The sequence below is a fragment of the Streptomyces xinghaiensis S187 genome, from assembly GCF_000220705.2.
Lineage (GTDB): Bacteria > Actinomycetota > Actinomycetes > Streptomycetales > Streptomycetaceae > Streptomyces > Streptomyces xinghaiensis.
Genome location: NZ_CP023202.1, coordinates 5,009,394 through 5,023,684, shown reverse-complemented (window position 1 = coordinate 5,023,684; position 14,291 = coordinate 5,009,394). Strand labels below are relative to the sequence as shown.

Here is a 14,291-nt window from a genome sequence, read left to right as displayed (position 1 = left end):
CGATACCGGTCAGCCGATGTTGTCGACGGCGGCCTTCGCCTTCGCCAGCGTCGCCTGCGCCGTCCCGTCGTTCTGCTCCAACGTCGACCGCACCAGCTGAATGATCGACCGCACCTCGTTCGCGGCCGTGTTCCACCGCGCTTCCTTGTCGTGATACAGATCCGACACACCATCGGCCTGGAAGTCCGCCATCGCCGACTTCACCGCACGATCACGCTCACCCAGCACACGCTCCAACTGCCCCACGATCGAGGACAGCGAACCCTGCACCTCCGACGACGCACCCGTGTCATACGACCGGCGATCCTGATTCGCCACAACCAACCCCCCGACTACTCAACGCCCGCCGAAACGAGCAGCATCAAAATTCGCCGCCGACATCTGCTGCCGCGCATTGTCCGCCGACTCCTGATCACCCGTACCGAACGACTGATCCATCCCCGACTGACCACCCAGAATCGCCTGCAACGACGAATTCAACGCCGCCGTCACCTCATCCGAACTCGCCTTGAACTGATCGAACGCCGCCTTCCCCGCACCATTGAACTTCCCCTCCAACGGCTCCGCAGCAGCGATCAACATCCGGATCAAACCACCCAGATCATCCGAAGACCCCTGAGTATTCGACACCAGAGACGACAGCGCCGTACTGCCCATATCGAACTTCACCAGCTCACCCCCGTGGATCGGCACTCGACACGACTACGTCTACATGTACTACCACGCCCGTACGGGCACAACTGGTTCCCGGATGCGGGGTGCTGACGGTCACTCCTGCCCCCGGCCGGGCGGGCACGGCCGCGCGCCGGGCGGTCAGTCGCGGCAGATCATCAGCAGGGCGCGGTCGTCGTTGACGTCCTTCGCCACCGCCTCGATGAGGTGCCATGCGGCGCCGTGGAAGCCGGAGGCGACGTAGCGGTCGGCCTCGCCGGTCAGGCGGTCGAGGCCCTCGCTGAGTTCGCGCTCCGACGACTCCACCAGGCCGTCCGTGAAGAGCATCAGGACGTCGCCCGGGCACAGCGTGCCCTTCACCGGCTCGAACTCCGCCCCGTCGTACACGCCGAGCAGCGGGCCCTCGGCGCCCTTCTGCTCCCAGCGCCCCGTGCCGGCGGAGAACTGCAGGCCCGGCGGGTGGCCCGCCGAGATGAGTTCGTAGTCGCCGGTGTCGAGGTCGAGGACGAGGTGAATGGAGGTGGCGAAACCCTCGGTCCAGTCCTGGCGCAGCAGATAGCCGTTGGCGGCCGGGAGGAACTGGTGCGGCGGGAGCGAGCCGAGCAGGCCGCCGAAGGCTCCGGAGAGCAGCAGGGCGCGGGAGGCGGCGTCCATGCCCTTGCCGGACACGTCGGTGAGGACGACCTCGAGGGTGCGGCCGCCGTTGGTGCGGGCCGCGACGACGAAGTCACCGGAGAAGGACTGGCCGCCGGCCGGGCGGAGCGCCATCTCCCGGTGCCAGCCGCGCGGCAGGCCGGGCAGCTTGCTCTGGACGCGGATGCGTTCGCGCAGGTCGAAGAGCATGGTTCCGCCGCGTCGCCAGGGCACGCCGACCCGGCTGCGGAACTGGGCGATGATCAGGCCGGAGAAGCCGACCGCGCCGACGACGAGGATGTCGCCGGGGGTGACCACGGGGACGTTCGCGTACTCCTCGATCACCGACGCCTCGACGATGAGGGCCGCGGCCGCCGCCGCGTACATCAGCAGCACGCTGGAGGGCCGCAGCAGCAGTCCGGCGGCGACGATCGGGAGGACGAGGGCGGAAGGCGGGCACCACAGGGGCGCCGCCATGGTCCCGGCCGCGATGGCGGGGACGGCGAACAGCAGGGCGACGAGGGCGATCCAGTCGGAGCCGTCGCCGCGGAAGTAGTCCACGGCGGCCTTGCGCAGCCCGATCCGGACCCGGTGCGTCCTTCTGCGCATGCGGGCCGTGAACGTCTCCACTCTCACCTCGTGTGCCATTTCACCGGGACCTTATCCACCCGTTCGGCGGCGCGTCGATTCACGGCGCGTCGGATTCCGCGGATACTTGCGCCCGGCCCGCCTCCGTGCGCTCCCGACGCACCCGAAACCCGGTCGCCTGTTCGGAACCCTGCTGGTAGTCATGGGCTCATGACCACAGAGACGCGGGTGCTGCGGCCCGCGGAATGGGACGAATGGTACGACCGACTCGATCTTGCGTTCGGCGGTGTCCCCGAACCCCCGGAGGAGCGCGAGCTCTGGCACGGACTCACCGAGTACGACCGTTCGATCGGGGTCTGGGAGGGCGGCAATTGCGTCGGCACGGCCGGCGCCTTCAGTTTCCGGATGACGGTGCCGGGCGGGGCGCCGGTGCCGGCGGCCGGGGTGACCATGGTGAGCGTCCTGTCGACGCACCGCCGGCGGGGGATTCTCACGGGCATGATGCGGCGCGTGCTGGACGACGTGCGCGCCCTCGGTGAGCCGCTCGCCGTACTCACCGCCTCCGAGCCGGGCATCTACGGCCGGTTCGGCTACGGCATCGCGTCCCAGGAGCTCGCCCTGGAGATCGACACGGAACGGGCCGGGCTGACAGGACCGGACCACACGGATGGCGTAACGCTGCGGCTGGCCGCGCCCGGCGACGTCCAGGACCGGTGCGAGGCGGTCTACGCCCGGCGGGTGCCCGCCCGGCCCGGGATGCTCGCCCGGTCCCCGGGGTGGGAGCGGCTGCCGCTGCTCGACCCGGAGGCCGGCCGGGCGGGTGCGTCACCGCTGCAGTGCGTACTGGCCGAGCGGGACGGCGAGACGGCCGGTTACGCGCGCTATGCCCTGAAGCCCGAGTGGGGCCCGCAGGGGGCGGACGGCGCGGTCGTCCTGCGCGATCTGGAGGCTCTGGACCCGGAGGCGTCCGCGGCGCTCTGGCGCTTCCTCTTCGGCATCGACCTGACCTCCCGGCTGCGGGTGCGGAGCCGGCCGGTCGACGACCCGCTGCTGCATCTGGTGTCCGACGTCCGGCGCTGCTCGCCGCGGCTCCGCGACGGGCTGCATCTGCGCGTGGTGGACGTGGGCGCGGCCCTGGAGGCCCGGACCTACGCCTGCCCGGTGGACGTCGTGCTGGAGCTCACCGACCCCTTCTGCCCCTGGAACGAGGGGCGCTGGCGGCTGAGTGGCGACACCAAGGGCGCCTCCTGCACCCGTACCTCGGACCCGGCCGAACTGTCGCTCTCCGTGCGGGAACTGGGGTCGGCCTATCTGGGCGGCTTCTCGCTGGCCGCGCTGGCGGGCACCGGGCGGGTGCGCGAGTTGCGCCGCGAGACCCTCGGCCAGACGGCGCGCGCCTTCCTCGGCGAGGTCGCGCCCTGGCTGCCGCACGGCTTCTGACCGGGGGCACGGCGGGTGCCCCCGGTGCGCACGGCCCCGTCGGTGCCGGGCCGGACCCGGCGCCGGGGCGGCACGGGCCTCGTCCCACCGGACCGGTCCGGGGCGGGTTCAGCCGCGCTGGCAGCCGGGGCACCAGAAGAGGTTGCGCGCGGCCAGCCCGGCCGTGCGGACCTCGCCGCCGCAGATGTGGCAGGGCATCCCGGCGCGGCGGTAGACGTACACCTCGCCGCCGTGGTCGTCGACGCGGGGCGGGCGGCCCATCGCCTCGGGGGTGTGCTCGGGGCGGACGGTGTCGATCCGGTTGTTCCGCACGCCCTCGCGCATCAGCGTGACCAGATCCGCCCAGATCGCGTCCCATTCGGCGCGGGTGAGATCGCGGCCCGCGCGGTAGGGGTCGATGCCGTGCCGGAAGAGGACTTCGGCGCGGTAGACGTTGCCGACGCCCGCGACGACCTTCTGGTCCATCAGCAGGGCGGCGACACTGCTGCGGCTGCGGCTGACGCGCCGCCAGGCGCGCTCCCCGTCGTCGCCCCGCAGCGGGTCCGGGCCGAGCCGGGCGTGTATCGCCCGCTTGTCGCCGTCGGTGAGCAGGGCGCAGGTGGTGGGGCCGCGCAGGTCCGCGTACGCCTCGGTGTCCGCCAGCCGCAGCCGTACGGTCTCGGCGGGCGGTGGCGCCGGGGCGGTGCCGAAGCCGAGTTTGCCGAAGAGGCCCAGGTGGATGTGGATCCAGGTGGAGCCGGGGAAGCCCAGGAAGAGATGCTTTCCGTGGGCCTCGGCGGTCTCCATCACCTGGCCGTCGACCAGGGCGGCGCCGTCGGCGAACTTGCCCTGCGGGCTGGTGGCGCGCACGGCGCGGCCGCCGAACCGGGAGAGGTGGTCGGCGGCCAGCCGGTGGATGGTGTGCCCCTCGGGCATGTGCTGCTCGGCCCTCCGCCCGCTCAGTCCTGGCGCGGGTGGTGGGCCGGGATCTCGGGGAGCTTCCCGGTGTTCTCGTAGGCGGTGAGCATGTCGATGCGGCGGGTGTGCCGCTCCTCGCCCGAGTACGGGGTGTTCAGGAAGGTCTCGACGAACTTCACCGCCTCGTCGCGGCTGTGCATCCGGCCGCCGACGCTGATGACGTTGGCGTTGTTGTGCTCCCGGGCCAGCTCGGCGGTCTGCTCGCTCCAGACGAGCGCGGCGCGGACGCCCTTGACCTTGTTGGCGGCCATCTGCTCGCCGTTGCCGGAGCCGCCGATGACGATGCCGAGGCCCTCGCTGTCGGCGGCGGTCCGCTCGGCGGCGCGGAGGCAGAACGGCGGGTAGTCGTCCTGGGCGTCGTAGATGTGCGGGCCACAGTCGACGGGGTCGTGGCCGTTGGCCGTGAGCCACTCCACGAGGTGGTTCTTGAGTTCGAAACCGGCATGATCGGAGCCGAGGTACACGCGCATGGGAAGCAGTGTGGCACGGCCCTGCCGGGGCGTCGCCGAGGGGTGGGCCGAGGGGGTGGCGGCACACGGCAGCACACGGCAGGACGGGCGCGGCACGGACACGGGCCGGGCCCGCGACCGCGGTAAGGCGGTGCGGGCCCGACCCGTGTCCGTGCGGGGCCGCGGTCAGCCGCGGCGGCCGGCGAGCTTCCAGGCGGCCGGCAGGGCACCCATGGCGAGGGCGGCCTTCAGGGCGTCCCCGATGAGGAAGGGCACCATGCCGACGGCGAGGGCCTTGCCGAAGGAGAGGTCCGCGGCCAGGGCGAGGTAGGGCACGCCGACCGCGTAGATGATGAGCGAGCCGAGGGCCATGGTGCCCGCGGTGCGCAGCAGGCCGCGGTCGCCGCCGCGCCGGGCCAGCGCGCCGACGACGGTGGCCGCGAGCAGCATGCCCAGGACGTAGCCGAAGGTGGCCGAGCCCGCGCCGCCCGCGAACCACGGCATACCGGCCATGCCGACGAGCGTGTAGAGGGCGAGCGAGAGGAAGCCGCGGCCGGCGCCGAGCGAGGCGCCGACGAGCAGCGCGGCGAAGGTCTGGCCGGTGACCGGGACCGGGGAGCCGGGCACCGGGACGACGAGCTGGGCCGCGGCGCCGGTGAGCGCGGCGCCGCCCACGACGAGGGCCGCGTCCCGCAGCCGGGCGCGGGTGGCGGTGGCCGCGGGCAGCAGGTCGGCGAGGACCGCGCCGGGGCGGTGGGTGCGGGTGACGGCGGCAGTGCTCATGTGGGCTCCGCGGAACGAGGACGGCGGGGGACACGGTGACGCTAGCCGACGAGTCAACGATCGTTCACCATGAGCCGCCGACAAAGGCAAGGCGGTGGGCTTGGTAGGTTTCCCATAACAGCCCGGTGACACCTGGGCTCGCGGTGAGCGGGCGGGGTGGGGCGCATCCGTGACGCTCGTCACGCGGACCCGCCGGAGAGAGCGGTTCGCGGAGCGGGCCGCCAAGGGGCGGCGGCCGGGCGGGAGATGAACCGGCACTGTGGGGACCCACCAAAAGACCTCTGCGCCCCGGGCGGGGCGGCCGGGCCGGACGGTTCCGGGGCGGCGCGGCGGGAGCACGGAGGGTCAACCGGCCGTCCGGATATCGGTACATGACATGAGCGAAGTTGTTCTGAGCGGTACGCGCCGGGACACTGAGGCCGCCCGTCCCCCTCACGTACTGGACACCACGGCTCATGAATCCGACGTCCCCGACGTCCCCGCCCTCCCCGACGGCCCCCGCCTCCGCGCCCGCCCGCGCCGGGGCGCCCGGGGCCGCCGAGCGTGGCGCCCCGCTCCCCGGCGGCCTCAAGCAGCGCCATCTGTCGATGATCGCCCTGGGCGGGGTGATCGGCGCCGGCCTGTTCGTCGGCTCGGGCGCCGGCATCGCGGCCGCCGGCCCGTCGATCGTGCTCGCCTACGCGCTCTCCGGCGCGCTGGTGCTGCTGGTGATGCGGATGCTGGGCGAGATGTCCGCCGCGCACCCGGCCTCCGGCTCCTTCTCCGTGCACGCGGAGCGCGCCATCGGCCCCTGGGCGGGCTTCACCGCGGGCTGGATGTTCTGGACGCTGCTGTGCGTGGCGGTCGCCGCCGAGGCCATCGGCGCGGCGGCGATCATGACCGGTTGGCTGCCCGGGACCGAGTCATGGATGTGGGTGGCCGTCTTCATGGCGCTGTTCTGCGGCACCAACCTGGCGGCGGTCGGCAACTTCGGCGAACTCGAGTTCTGGTTCGCCGCGCTGAAGGTGTTCGCCATCGCCGCCTTCCTGGTCCTCGGCGCGCTGGGGATCCTGGGCGCGCTCCCGGGGACGGAGGCGCCGGGCACCGCGCACCTCACCGGTGACGGCGGCTGGCTGCCGAACGGCACGGAGGGCTTCCTGGTCGGCCTGCTCGCCTCGGTGTTCGCGTACGGCGGCCTGGAGACGGTGACCATCGCGGCCGCGGAGTCGGAGCGGCCCCGGCACGGCGTCGCCCGCGCCGTGCGCACGGCGATGTGGCGGATCGCCCTCTTCTACGTCGGCTCCATGGCCGTGATCGTCACCCTCGTCCCCTGGAACGACGCCTCGGTCGTCAAGCCCGGTCCGTATGTGGCCGTGCTGGACGTCCTGGACGTGCCGGCCGCCGCGCAGATCATGAACGCCGTGATCCTCGCGGCGCTGCTGTCCGCGATGAACGCCAACATCTACGGCGCCTCCCGCATGGCGTACTCGCTGATCGCCCGGGGCAACGGCCCGGCGGCCCTGGGCCGGGTGTCCGGCGGGGTGCCGCGCCGCGCGGTGCTGGCCTCCTCCGCCTTCGGTTTCCTGGCGGTGCTGTTCAGCTTCTGGTGGCCGGAGACGGTCTTCCGCTGGCTGCTCAACATGGTGGGCGCCGCGGTGCTCGTGGTGTGGGGCTTCATCGCGGCGGCCCAGCTGCGGGGCCGGCGGCGGCTGGAGCGGGAGGCACCGGAGCGGCTGACCGTGCGCATGTGGTGGTTCCCGTACCTCACCTGGGTCGCGCTGGCGGGCATCACGGCCGTCCTGCTGCTGATGCTGCGGGACGGCGAGACGCGGACACAGCTGTTCTTCACCGGCGGACTGACGCTGCTGCTGGCCGGTACGGGCTACCTGCGGCAGCGGCGGACGGGCGGGCGCGGCGTTCCCGCGCCGCGCTGAGCGCCCCCGTCCCGGCGGACACGGCGAGGGCCCACGCGCGCGGCCCGCGCGCGGAGCCCTCGTCGTACGGCCGGGGCGGGCGGGTCAGTCGAAGACCGGCCCCTGGGTGCGGGTCCGCTTGATCTCGTAGAAGCCGGGGGTGGAGGCGACCATCAGCGTGCCGTCCCACAGCTTCGCCGCGGCCTCGCCCCTGGGGGCGGGGGTGACGACCGGGCCGAAGAAGGCACACGGCTCGCCGTCGGCGCCCGGCACGGCGATCACGGGGGTGCCCACCTCCTCGCCGACCAGTTCGATGCCCTGCTTGTGCGAGGCGCGCAGCTCCGTGTCGTAGGCGTCGGTGTCCGCGGCGTCGACCAGCTCCGCCGGCAGCCCGGCGTCCCGGAGCGCCGCGGCCATGGACTCGCGCGAGACACCCTCGCCGCCGTTGTGGAAGCGGGTGCCGAACGCCGTGTAGAGCGGCCCCAGGACATCGCTGCCGTGCTCCCGCTCGGCCGCGACGGCGACCCGCACCGGGCCCCAGGCCGTCTTCTCCAGCATCTCGCGGTACTGCTCCGGAAGCTCGTCCAGCCGCGGTTCGTTGAGCACCGCCAGGCTCATCACATGCCAGCGCACCTCCACCGGGCGCACCTTCTCGACCTCCAGCATCCAGCGCGAGGTCAGCCAGGCCCACGGGCAGACCGGGTCGAACCAGAAGTCGACGGGCGTCTTCTCGGGTGCGGTCACAGGGGTTCTCCTCATCGAAGGGCTCGGTCCATCGTGGCGTGCTCGGGGTGGTTCCCACGGTCAACCACTGTCCCTGTGTGACGCATTCCCACCCGCCGGTGAGCGCGTGACACTATGGCGGCTGTTCGCACTGTGAGACCCGCAGTGTGTGACTCGCGTGAGTGACAGACGAGGCAAAGGAGCCGTCGTGCCCGGTGAGAACCTGACCCGTGACGAAGCCCGCGAACGGGCCGGGCTGCTGACCGCCCACGGGTACGAGGTGGCGCTGGACCTGCGGTCGGCGACGGCCCCTGACGCCCCCGAGCCGCGCACCTTCCGCTCCGTGACCACGATCCGCTTCGGCTGCGCCCGGCCCGGCGCGTCGACCTTCGCCGACCTGCTGGCGCCGTCCGTCACCTCGGTCGTCCTCAACGGCCGCGAGCTGGACCCGGCCGCCGTGTTCGACGGCACGCGGATCGCGCTGGAGGACCTCCGCGAGGAGAACGTCCTCACCGTCGACGCGCAGTGCGCCTACAGCCGCACCGGTGAGGGCATGCACCGCTTCGCCGACCCGGAGGACGGCGAGGTCTACCTCTACACGCAGTACGAGCCCGCCGACGCGCGCCGGGTCTTCACCACCTTCGAACAGCCCGATCTGAAGGCACCGTTCATCTTCACCGTCACCGCGCCCGAGGGCTGGACGGTGCTGAACAACGGCGCGGCCGACGGGGAGCCCGTCCCCGCGGAAGGCGGCGGCGCCGTCTGGCGCTTCCTGCCGACGAAGAGCATCTCGACGTACATCACCGCGGTCGTCGCCGGGCCGTACCACATGGTCCACGACACCTACCGGCGCACGCTGGACGACGGCAGCGAACTGGTGATCCCGCTCGGCGCGCTCTGCCGCAAGGGGCTCGCCCGCCACTTCGACGCGGACGACATCTTCACCGTCACCAAGCAGGGCCTGGACTTCTTCCACGAGCACTTCGGCTTCCCGTACCCGTTCGGCAAGTACGACCAGGCGTTCGTCCCGGAGTACAACCTCGGCGCCATGGAGAACCCGGGCCTGGTCACCTTCCGCGAGGAGTACGTCTTCCGCGGCAAGGTCACCCAGGCCTCGTACGAGAGCCGGGCCAACGTCATCCTGCACGAGATGGCGCACATGTGGTTCGGCGACCTCGTCACCATGGAGTGGTGGGACGACCTGTGGCTGAAGGAGTCCTTCGCCGACTTCATGGGTGCCTTCTCGCTCGTGGAGGCGACCCGCTTCGAGAACGGCTGGATCACCTTCGCCAACCGCCGCAAGGCGTGGGCGTACCGCGCGGACCAGCTGCCCTCCACGCACCCCGTCACCGCCGACATCCGCGACCTCGAGGACGCCAAGCTCAACTTCGACGGCATCACCTACGCCAAGGGCGCCTCGGTGCTCAAGCAGCTCGTCGCCTACGCCGGCCGGGACGCCTTCCTGGAGGGCGCCCGCCGCTACTTCCAGCGGCACGCGTACGGCAACACCCGCCTCGAACACCTGTTGTCCGTGCTGGAGGAGACCTCCGGCCGGAACATGGCCGAGTGGTCCCGCGCCTGGCTGCAGACCGCGGGCGTCAACACCCTGACCCCGGACGTCGTCCAGGACGCGGACGGCCGGATCACCGAGTTCGCCGTCCTCCAGGAGGCGGCGCCCTCGCACCCGGAGCTGCGCCCGCACCGGGTGGCCATCGGCCTCTACCGGCGCGAGGGCGACGCGCTCGTCCGCTTCCACCGCGCCGAGACCGATGTCGCCGGTCCCCGTACGGTCGTCACCGAGCTGGCCGGGGCCGCGCGGCCCGATCTGATCCTCGTCAACGACGACGACCTCACCTACTGCAAGACCCGCTTCGACGCGCACTCCCTCGGCACCCTCCGCGCGAGCCTCGGCGACGTCACCGACCCACTGGCCCGGGCGCTGTGCTGGTCGGCGCTGTGGGGTCTCACCCGGGACGGGCTGATGCCCGCCCGCGACTTCCTCGACCTGGTGCTGCGTTTCGCCGGCCGCGAGAGCGACATCGGCGTGCTGCAGATGCTGCACGCCTGGGCGCACTCCGCGCTGGTCCACTACACCGCCCCCGACCGGCGCGAGCAGAGCGGCCGGGCGCTGGCCGAGGGGGCGCTCGGCGAGCTGCGGCTGGCCGAGCCGGGCAGCGGCCACCAGCTGGCCTGGGCGCGGTTCTTCGCGCTGACCGCCGGCAGCGCGGCCGATCTGCAGCTGCTGCAGGGTCTGCTGGCGGGCACCGCCAAGATCGACGGTCTGGAGGTGGACCAGGAGCTGCGCTGGGCCTTCCTCGAACCGCTCGCCGCGCACGGGGCCGCCGGGGCGGCCGAGATCAACGCCGAACTGGCGCGCGACGACACCGCCTCCGGCAAGCGCCATCAGACGCGCTGTCTCGCCGCCCGGCCCTCCGGTGAGGTGAAGGAGCGGGCCTGGGCGGAGGTGGTGGAGTCGGACACGCTGTCGAACGCTCTGGTCGAGGCGACCATCGCCGGCTTCGACCAGCCCGGTCAGCGGGAGCTGCTGGCGCCGTACGTCCCGCGGTACTTCGCCGCGATCGAACAGGTATGGGAGAAGCGGTCCATCGAGATCGCCATGTCGGTCGTACGGGGCCTCTTCCCGATGCTGCAGGGCAACCAGGAGACGCTGGACGCGGCACAGACGTGGCTCGACGAGCACCGGCAGGCGCCGCCCGCGCTGCGGCGGCTGGTGCTGGAGGCGCACGCCGATCTGGCGCGCGCCCTGCGGGCCCAGGACTGCGACCGGGCGGCGGACTACGCGGACTGAGGACGCAGCCGCCGCACGGCGGCCGGCCGCCCGTCCCCGCGTGCGGGGCGGGCGGCCGGCCGCTGTGCGGCGGCGTCCGGGTCAGGACGTGCCGCAGTACTCCGCCTCGGCCACGGCCCGGCCGTCGCCGGTCCAGTCGCCGTTGGCGTTGAAGGAGGCCGCGTGGTCCCCCGTCCGGGTGACGGTCGCCGCGGAACCGGAGCCGCGGATGCCGCCGCTGTGACCCCAGATGGTCACGCCGCAGGAGAGCGTCTCCGGGTAGATGCCCAGGCCGTAGCGGTCGAGTCCCGGCAACCCGGTGTCCACGGTGGTGAGCATGGCCTTCAGCTGACGGTCCGGCAGCAGCTTGCCGCGCACCAGGGCCCGGTAGAAGCGGTTCAGGTCGCCCGTGGTGGAGATCATCTCCCCGGCCGCTCCGGCGACGGAGGGGTTGAGTTCCGTGGTGTCGTAGATCTTCTCCTCCGGGTCGCCTCCCAGCGTGGAGTAGGCGCGGCCGTGCGGGCGGGGCATCTCCGGGTCGGTGCCGGGCACCGTGGTGGCGCGCAGACGGAGCGGGCGGAGGATGCGGCGCTCGATCTCCTCGGCGTACTCCTCGCCGGTCACCCGCTCGATGACCATGCCGGCCAGGACGTAGTTGGTGTTGGAGTAGTTCCAGCTCGTGCCCGGCGCGAAGTCCGGCTCGTGCCCCATGGCGATCCGCACGAGCTGCTCCGGCGTCCAGGTGTCGTAGCGGTGTTCCAGGAAACCGGGGCCGGAGATCTTCTCCTCGATGCCGGGGTCGTCGGTGTAGTTGAAGACGCCGCTGGTGTGGTTGAGGAGCTGCCGGACGGTGATCTTCCGGCCGTCGTTGCCGTTGCCGCGCACCACGCCCGGGAGCCACTGCTCGACGGTGTCGTCGAGGTCGATCCGCCGTTCCGACTCCAGTTGGAGGAGGACGGTGGCCACGAAGGTCTTGGTGATGCTGCCGACGCGGAAGCGGTCCTTCGGCAGCCGGGGGCGCTCGGTCTCCAGGTCGGCGACGCCGGAAGAGCCGTTCCAGACGCCGTGCCGGTCGACGGCCTGGAGCAGCACCCCGGGGAGGCCCGCGGCGACCTGTGCGTCCATGGCCTCCTGTGTCGCCGCGTGTCCGCGGCCCGTCTCCGTCTCCGGCTTCGCCGCCGCCTGGCCCGCCGCGGCCGCCACCGGGGCGCTCAGCGCGCCGAGCGCGAGGACCGCCGCCGTCAGGGCCGCGGTGAGTGCGCCGCGCCGTTCTCTGCCTGAACGTGTCGCCATGAAGTCCGTTCCCTCCGTTGCCTGCCCGTTGCCTGCGTGCGATGGACCGTGCCGTGCCGCGGCGGTACCGCGCCGGGAAGGACTCCCGCGCCGGTGCGGGAGTTGACGCCGTTGCGGCGGTTCGGGGCGGAGGGGCTGGTTCCGTCCGCTCCGCGGCGCGTTCCGGCTGGTCGGGACGGGCTTCGCGGCGGCACCCGTCAGCCCCGGGCGAGCAGCAGTTCGGTGTTGCGGTCGCCCGGTTCGCCCGAGAGCGTGGTGCGCGCGCCGGGGGTGTTGAGGGACAGCTCGCGGTAGAGGGAGGCCAGTCCGGTCTGGGAGAGGTCGGAGTGGTCGGCGCGGTACGGAGCGGCCGATTCCACCAGCGTGGTGAAGAGGGAGAGCGTGCCGTCGTGGTTGTCCACCAGTTCGATCACCCGGGCGAGTTGGGGGAAGTCGACGTGTGAGGCCGTGGAGATCTCCCAGAAGCCGTCGCGCGGGGTGATGTTGTTCTTGTGGCTGTGGCCGTTGATCCACGCCAGGACGTTGCGGTGGCGGCCGAGCACGGCCAGCAGTTCCTCGCCGCCGTGCCGCTTCTCGTCCGGCCGGGCGGGGTCGGGGCGCAGATTGCGCATGGTGGAACCGGTGTGGTGGCTGAAGACCAGGACGTGTTCGTCGCGGTGGGCGGTGAGGGTCCGTTCCAGCCAGCGGAGTTGCGCGGTGCCGAGGGAGCCCTCGTAGTGGCCGCCGTTGTCGGTGCTGTCGAGGCTGATGCCGAGCACGCCCTCGGCGATGCGGAAGGAGTAGTACAGGCGTTCCTCGGCGAGGTTGTCGCTGGTGTAGCCGTGGCCGCGCGGACCCGGCCCGGTGTGCCAGGGGTCGAGGTGGGCGGTCACGTATTCGAGCGGCGTGAAGGGTGCGCGGCGCTCGTCGGGGGTGACCCGGCGCATGGCGCGGGTGCGGGAGCGCAGCAGTTCCTCGAAGCGGCGGCCCTCGGGGTCGCCGGCCTTCCTGACGTTGGCCCAGAGCGCGGCGCCCTCGGCCGGGGACAGGCTCTCCAGCTTGCGCCCGCCGACGGCGAACTCGGCGAAGAAGCCGCCGCGGGCGTAGGCGCCGCCGGGCAGGGTGTCGTGGTTGCCGACCGTGGAGTACCAGGGCATGCGCAGCCCGGGGCTGCGGACCTCGCGGATCGCCGCGTCGAGGAAGCCGTCGATCCGGGGGAAGCCGAGCTGCTTGTCGCCGTCGCGCAGGGCGTCCTCCGGCTGCCAGTAGAGCGGAAGGCCGCTGTTCTGCACGCCCTCGTAGCGGCGGTCGTCGCCGGTGTTGGGGATGATCCGGCCGCCGCTCATGGCGGTGAGGAACCACTGCAGTTCGGCGCGGGAGTTGTTGTCGGTGTTGTCACCGGTGGTCATGGCGAAGGCGAGCGGGCTGCCGGTGGCGGGGCCGCCGGGCAGCGCGTTGACGCGTTCGATCAGCGAGACGGTGCCGGCGACGGAGAGCGCCTCCTGCGGGCGCCAGGCGCTGGCGGTCGAGGCGCGCAGGTACTCGTAGCGCAGCGGGTGCTGGACGTCGACGATGTGCAGGTCCGTGAACTGGACGAAGCAGGCGAGCGCGGTGCGCCGGTCCGCTCTGCCCTTCCGGGCGGACGCCAGTTCGGAGCGGACGACGCGGGGCCAGCCGGGGCCCTCTCCGAGCCGCCGGTAGCCCGTGGCGCCGCGCGGGGTGGCCACCGAGTCGAGCGTGGTGCCCTGCCGGGAGGAGCTGGTGCGGGCGCGGTCCGGCGGCGCGGTGGACGGCCCGGTGACGGGCCCGGCGGAGCGGGTGCGGGGCGGCGCGGTGGCGGCCTCCGCGGGTCCGCTCCCGGAGCCGAGGGCCGTGCCGAAGCCGGCGGAGACCCCGAGCGCGCCGACGGTGGCGAGCAGGGCACGGCGGTGGAGGGCTGCGGAGTCGGTCGTTCCGATGCGGGACATGGGGACTCCCCGGGTGCTGCGCGCGGACACGGCGGAAGCGGGGACGCGCCCCGCTCCCCCGGATGCTTGGCACCGGGGGTGGCCCCTGTTTGAACGAGACCGGAACGTCGGGCGCCCATCGCCGCAC

At 72.7% G+C, this 14,291-nt stretch carries 12 protein-coding genes; 3 read left to right on the top strand and 9 right to left on the bottom strand.

Annotated elements, in window-relative coordinates; translation table 11 throughout:
- Positions 1-9: 9 nt before the first annotated feature.
- From SXIN_RS21415 to SXIN_RS21405, 3 genes are all read right to left on the bottom strand, one after another.
- On the bottom strand, positions 10-318 hold the full coding sequence (locus SXIN_RS21415) for a pore-forming ESAT-6 family protein (RefSeq protein ID WP_039820082.1): 309 nt from the start codon (positions 316-318) through the stop codon (positions 10-12).
- 18 nt (positions 319-336) lie between these two features.
- Positions 337-669, bottom strand: a complete 333-nt coding sequence (locus tag SXIN_RS21410) for a hypothetical protein (protein ID WP_039820084.1) — start codon at positions 667-669, stop codon at positions 337-339.
- Between the two features lie 144 nt (positions 670-813).
- A complete protein-coding gene (locus tag SXIN_RS21405) occupies positions 814-1,953 on the bottom strand; it encodes a PP2C family protein-serine/threonine phosphatase (RefSeq protein ID WP_019709034.1) in 1,140 nt (379 codons plus the stop codon).
- A gap of 150 nt (positions 1,954-2,103) precedes the next feature.
- Here SXIN_RS21405 and SXIN_RS21400 point away from each other — a divergent pair, with 150 nt between their 5' ends.
- Complete coding sequence (locus SXIN_RS21400) at positions 2,104-3,333, top strand: GNAT family N-acetyltransferase (RefSeq protein ID WP_019709033.1); 1,230 nt, start codon at positions 2,104-2,106, stop codon at positions 3,331-3,333.
- A gap of 108 nt (positions 3,334-3,441) precedes the next feature.
- Here SXIN_RS21400 and SXIN_RS21395 read toward each other — a convergent pair whose 3' ends face one another.
- The 3 genes from SXIN_RS21395 to SXIN_RS21385 all read right to left on the bottom strand — a co-directional run bounded on the left by SXIN_RS21395 (position 3,442) and on the right by SXIN_RS21385 (position 5,522).
- Positions 3,442-4,248 (bottom strand): Fpg/Nei family DNA glycosylase, encoded by an 807-nt coding sequence (locus SXIN_RS21395; RefSeq protein WP_019709032.1) that lies wholly within the window; start codon positions 4,246-4,248, stop codon positions 3,442-3,444.
- Positions 4,249-4,271: 23 nt separating this feature from the next.
- The gene (locus SXIN_RS21390; protein WP_019709031.1) at positions 4,272-4,760 is read right to left on the bottom strand and encodes a ribose-5-phosphate isomerase; all 489 of its coding nucleotides are present in this window, start codon (positions 4,758-4,760) and stop codon (positions 4,272-4,274) included.
- Positions 4,761-4,925: 165 nt separating this feature from the next.
- Positions 4,926-5,522, bottom strand: coding sequence for a biotin transporter BioY (locus SXIN_RS21385; protein ID WP_095757386.1), 597 nt, complete (start codon positions 5,520-5,522; stop codon positions 4,926-4,928).
- Positions 5,523-5,977: 455 nt separating this feature from the next.
- On the opposite strand from SXIN_RS21385, the gene SXIN_RS21380 reads away from it, so the two are divergent.
- Positions 5,978-7,435: an amino acid permease gene (locus SXIN_RS21380; RefSeq protein WP_192883613.1), complete on the top strand. Its 1,458-nt coding sequence runs from the start codon at positions 5,978-5,980 to the stop codon at positions 7,433-7,435.
- An 84-nt stretch (positions 7,436-7,519) separates the two neighbouring features.
- Here the strand turns inward: SXIN_RS21380 and SXIN_RS21375 are convergent, their stop codons facing one another.
- The gene (locus tag SXIN_RS21375; protein ID WP_192883612.1) at positions 7,520-8,173 is read right to left on the bottom strand and encodes a mycothiol-dependent nitroreductase Rv2466c family protein; all 654 of its coding nucleotides are present in this window, start codon (positions 8,171-8,173) and stop codon (positions 7,520-7,522) included.
- Positions 8,174-8,345: 172 nt separating this feature from the next.
- On the opposite strand from SXIN_RS21375, the gene pepN reads away from it, so the two are divergent.
- On the top strand, positions 8,346-10,946 hold the full coding sequence (pepN, locus tag SXIN_RS21370; RefSeq protein WP_095757385.1) for an aminopeptidase N: 2,601 nt from the start codon (positions 8,346-8,348) through the stop codon (positions 10,944-10,946).
- Between the two features lie 81 nt (positions 10,947-11,027).
- On the opposite strand, the gene SXIN_RS21365 is transcribed toward pepN, so the two are convergent.
- Positions 11,028-12,218, bottom strand: a complete 1,191-nt coding sequence (locus tag SXIN_RS21365; RefSeq protein ID WP_095757384.1) for a serine hydrolase domain-containing protein — start codon at positions 12,216-12,218, stop codon at positions 11,028-11,030.
- 197 nt (positions 12,219-12,415) lie between these two features.
- Complete coding sequence (locus SXIN_RS21360; protein ID WP_095757383.1) at positions 12,416-14,164, bottom strand: TIGR03767 family metallophosphoesterase; 1,749 nt, start codon at positions 14,162-14,164, stop codon at positions 12,416-12,418.
- Positions 14,165-14,291 lie beyond the last annotated feature (127 nt).

What these genes read in the sequence shown, in the direction of transcription:
- SXIN_RS21390 (WP_019709031.1), bottom strand. Translation starts at nt 4,760, where the DNA reads ATGCGCGTGTACCTCGGCTCCGATCATGCCGGTTTCGAACTCAAGAAC.
- SXIN_RS21395 (WP_019709032.1), bottom strand. Translation starts at nt 4,248, where the DNA reads ATGCCCGAGGGGCACACCATCCACCGGCTGGCCGCCGACCACCTCTCC.
- SXIN_RS21365 (WP_095757384.1), bottom strand. Translation starts at nt 12,218, where the DNA reads ATGGCGACACGTTCAGGCAGAGAACGGCGCGGCGCACTCACCGCGGCC.
- SXIN_RS21405 (WP_019709034.1), bottom strand. Translation starts at nt 1,953, where the DNA reads ATGGCACACGAGGTGAGAGTGGAGACGTTCACGGCCCGCATGCGCAGA.
- SXIN_RS21360 (WP_095757383.1), bottom strand. Translation starts at nt 14,164, where the DNA reads ATGTCCCGCATCGGAACGACCGACTCCGCAGCCCTCCACCGCCGTGCC.
- SXIN_RS21385 (WP_095757386.1), bottom strand. Translation starts at nt 5,522, where the DNA reads ATGAGCACTGCCGCCGTCACCCGCACCCACCGCCCCGGCGCGGTCCTC.
- SXIN_RS21380 (WP_192883613.1), top strand. Translation starts at nt 5,978, where the DNA reads ATGAATCCGACGTCCCCGACGTCCCCGCCCTCCCCGACGGCCCCCGCC.
- SXIN_RS21375 (WP_192883612.1), bottom strand. Translation starts at nt 8,173, where the DNA reads ATGAGGAGAACCCCTGTGACCGCACCCGAGAAGACGCCCGTCGACTTC.
- SXIN_RS21400 (WP_019709033.1), top strand. Translation starts at nt 2,104, where the DNA reads ATGACCACAGAGACGCGGGTGCTGCGGCCCGCGGAATGGGACGAATGG.